The 4288-nt window shown below is 67.3% G+C and carries 2 protein-coding genes; both read left to right on the forward strand.

Features of this window, described 5'->3' with window-relative positions; all coding sequences use genetic code 11:
• Nucleotides 1–500: 500 nt before the first annotated feature.
• Complete coding sequence (locus tag Q0W90_RS23560; protein WP_297600973.1) at nucleotides 501–731, forward strand: MbtH family protein; 231 nt, start codon at nucleotides 501–503, stop codon at nucleotides 729–731.
• A gap of 44 nt (nucleotides 732–775) precedes the next feature.
• Nucleotides 776–4288, forward strand: a 3513-nt coding sequence (locus Q0W90_RS23565) for an amino acid adenylation domain-containing protein (protein ID WP_297776997.1), incomplete at its 3' end; no start/stop codon positions are given.

Below are 4288 nucleotides of genomic sequence, written 5' to 3' on the forward strand. Positions count from 1 at the left end.
ACGCCCGTCGCTTCCGTATCAGGGAGTTTGTGAACGCGATACGGGATCGTGATGCATACCCCGTGCGTAAACGGCATTTTGCGGACCGATGGGCCCGCTCACCCGTCCCAGCGCCGCCCAACCACCTAAGCACAGCGGACGTAACGTGTCACTGGCGGCGATGGCCCCAGATTCCCGAAGGCCCCAGCCCGAAGCCGGCCACGTCCGCCTCATGGTGGTTTCCGCGCCCGCCTCGGGTTCGGCTAAGCTGTGCGTCGACGAGCACCATAACTTCATCGGCCGAAGGATGTGCCTGCCCCAATAGCGATATCGCGCATTGATGCAGGTCACTGCGAGCGCATTCAGGGGCATCGGGGCCCTCCGCACACCAATCACTCGATGGCGTCAAGTGCCTTCTAGATCACACCGGGAACTTTCTCCAAACCACGGGCGAGCGCCTTGCAGCTCAACTATGGTTTGGACCTGTTCCACTCATGTCCACTTTGTATATCTGGAGAATTGTGAGCATCAATCCATTCGACGACGACAACGGCAGCTTTTTCGTCCTGGTGAACGACGAAGAGCAACACAGCTTGTGGCCGGCCTTCGCCGATGTTCCAGCGGGCTGGCGAGTGGTACACGGGGAAGCCGACCGAGCTGCGTGTTTGGAGTACATCGAGCAGCATTGGCCCGATATCAGGCCGAAGAGCCTGCGGGACAGGCTCGCAACGGGTCGGGGTTTTGACCAGTAACCAGCCGGGGTACGGGGCGGGTGGGTGGAGACTTGGGGGAGTCGATGGCGAGGGATGACCGGACGCTGCCACTGACTCGCGGGCAGCTCGATATCTGGCTATCCCAAGAAGCCGGCTTCGCCGGTACCCAGTGGCAGCTGGGCCTCCTGGTCAAAATCGACGGCCCGGTCCATCGCGATACCTTTGAGCAGGCCATCACCCAAGCGGTCGGCGAGGCCGAACCGGGCAGGGTCTCCTTCTTCGAGGTCGACGGCCAGGTCGTCCAGAAACCGATCGACTACCCCCACGTCGAGCTGACGTTTCACGACCTGAGGGCCGCGGCGGACCCGGTGCAGGAAGCCCGCGAGATGTCGTCCTCCATCCAGCGCACGCCGATGCCGTTGAACGGCCAAATGTTCAAATTCGTGCTATTTCAAACTGGGCACGAGGAATTCTATTTGTTTGGGTGCTGCCACCACATTGCGATCGACGGGTTGGGCATGGCCTTGGTTTGCCGCCGGGTCGCAACCATTTATTCCGCGATGGTGGCGCAAAAGCCAATTCCCGACGCCTACTTCGGTTCGGCACAGGACTTGGTCGACCTCGAGTCCGAGTACGAGGCCTCCGAGGACTACCTCGAAGACAAGGCCTATTGGAGCGAACACCTTCCGCCGGAGAGCGGACCGGTCGATCGGCTGCCCGATGCCGCCGGTGAGCAAGACCACTACTCACCGTCCGCGTCGGTCCAGTTGGACCCCTCCGTCGCCAACCGGATCAAGGAGCTGTCCAAGAAGCTGGCCATCCGCCGGTTTTCGGTCACCACCGCCGCCTGCGCCCTTTTGGTGCGCGGCTGGTCGGGCAGCGGCTCGGAGGTGGCGCTGGACTTCCCGGTCAGCCGGCGGGTGCGTCCGGAGTCGAAGACGCTTCCCGCGATGCTGGCCGGCGTCGTGCCGCTGGTGCTGACGACCGAGCCCGAGTCGACGGTCGCCGATTTCTGCAAGCACGTGGACAAGCGGATCCGCGAACTGCTGCAGCATCAGCGCTTCCCGGTGCACACCCTCGAGGGTGACGGGCTGCGTCAGGCCCCCAACCGGGTCGGGATCAACTTCCTTCCGATGAGACTGACCTTGGACCTGGCCGGTTCGCCGGCGACGGCGTCGTACACCAACCACGGCCCGGTCGGGCACTTCGGCTTGTTCTTTCTCGGCGCCGGTGACCAACTTTTCCTGAGCACCGCGGGCCCGGGTCAACCGTTCGCAAGTTTCGGCGTCGCCGACCTGGCGGGCCGGCTGCAACAGATCCTGGCGGCCATGATGGCCGACCCGGAACGGCCGCTGTCGTCGATCGATCTGCTCACCCCCGGCGAGCCCGCGCTGATCGACCGGTGGAGCAACCGGCCGGCATTGGCCGAGCCCGTGCCCGCCCCGGTGTCGATTCCCGCGGCGTTCGCCGAACACGTGCAGCGCACACCCGACGCGGTGGCGGTGACGTTCGGCACCCAGTCGCTGACATACGCGGAACTCGACGAGGCTTCGAACCGGTTGGGCCATCTGCTCGCCGGCCGCGGAGTGGGCCCCGGTGACTGCGTGGCGGTGATGTTCCCCCGGTGCGCGGACGCCATCGTCTCGATGCTGGCGGTGCTCAAAACCGGGGCGGCCTACGTGCCGATCGACCCGGCGCACGCGTCGTCGCGGATGGACTTCGTGCTCGACGATGCGGCACCCAGCGCGGTGATCACCACGGCGGACCTGCGCTCGCGGCTGGACGACCACGACGTCCTCGTCGTCGATGTGCACGACCCCGCCATCGACAGCCAACCCGGCACCGCGCTGCCGAACCCGGCCGCCGAGAACATCGCCTACATCATCTACACCTCCGGAACCACCGGAACCCCCAAAGGCGTTGCCATCCCTCATCTCAACGTCACGTGGCTGACCGAGTCGCTCGACGCCGCCCTGCCCCCCGGGAACGTATGGACGCAAAGCCATTCCGCGTCCTTCGACTTCTCGGTTTGGGAGATCTTCGGCGCGCTGCTGCGCGGCAGGCGGCTTCTGGTGGTGCCCGAATCGGTGGCGTCCTCCCCGCAGGACTTCCACGCCTTGCTGGTCGCGGAGAAGGTCAGCGTGCTGACCCAGACCCCGTCGGCGGTGGCGATGCTGCCGGCCGACGACCTGGAGTCCACGGCGCTGGTGGTGGCCGGCGAGGCCTGCCCGACCGACGTCGTCGATCGGTGGGCGGCGCCCGGGCGGGTGATGATCGACGCCTACGGCCCGACCGAGACGACGGTGTGCGCGTCGATCAGCACACCGCTGACACCTGGATCTGCGGTGGTGCCCATCGGCTCCCCGATCGCCGGGGCGGCGATGTTCGTCCTCGACAAGTGGCTGCAGCCGGTGCCCGCCGGGGTGGTCGGCGAGTTGTACCTCGCGGGTCGCGGCGTCGGACACGGCTACGTGCGCCGGCCCGGACTGACGGCCTCACGGTTTGTGGCCAACCCGTTCGGCGGCCCGGGGGCGCGGATGTATCGCACCGGCGACGTGGTGTGCTGGGGTCCCGACGGGCAGCTGCAGTACCTGGGCCGCGCCGACGAGCAGGTCAAGATCCGCGGCTATCGCATCGAACTCGGTGAGATCCAGGCGATTCTGGCCGGCCTGGACGGAGTGGACCAGGCCGCGGTGGTCGCCCGCGAGGACCGCCCCGGCGACAAGCGCCTCGTCGGCTACATCACCGGAACCGCCGACCCGGCGGCGCTGCGCGCCCAGCTGGCCGACCGGCTCCCGCCCTACATGGTGCCGACCGCGGTGATGGTGCTCGACACCTTGCCGTTGACCGGCAACGGCAAGCTCGACAAGCGCGCCCTGCCCTCGCCGGAATACACCGCGAGCGAGTATCGGGCCCCGGCCGACGCGATCGAGGAGATCCTGGCCGACATCTACGCCCAGGTGCTGGGGGTGGAGCGCGTCGGTGTCGACGACTCGTTCTTCGACCTGGGCGGGGACAGCATCCTGTCGATGCAGGTGGTGTCCCGTGCGCGGGCGGCCGGCGTGATCTGCCGGCCCCGCGATGTCTTCGTCGAGCAGACGGTGGCCCGCCTGGCGCGGGTGTCCGAGGTGGCCGTCGACGGCGAGCTCGGCGCCGCCGACGAGGGGATCGGGGAGGTGGTGGCCACCCCGATCATGCGGTGGCTGCAGACCATCGACGGCCCGATCGACGAATTCAACCAGGCCATGGTGTTGGCGGCCCCCGCGGGTGTGAGCGCCGACGACGTGGCGGTGGTGCTGCAGGCCTTGCTGGATCGCCACCCCATGTTGCGGCTGCGTGTGCAGGACGACGGCGCCGGCGGCTGGTCGCTCGAGGCGCCCGAGGCCGGCTCGGTGCAGGCCGGCGACTGCCTGAAGACGGTCGAGGCGTTGTCCGACGCGGAGCTGGTCGCGGCCCGCTCCCGGCTTAACGTGGCCGACGGCGTCATGGTGAACGCGGTATGGGCAAGTGCCACACACCAATTGGCGTTGATCATCCACCACCTGGCCGTCGACGGGGTGTCGTGGCGGACCCTGATCGAGGACCTGAACATCGCC

This window comes from Mycobacterium sp., from assembly GCF_025933915.1.
Classification (GTDB): domain Bacteria; phylum Actinomycetota; class Actinomycetes; order Mycobacteriales; family Mycobacteriaceae; genus Mycobacterium.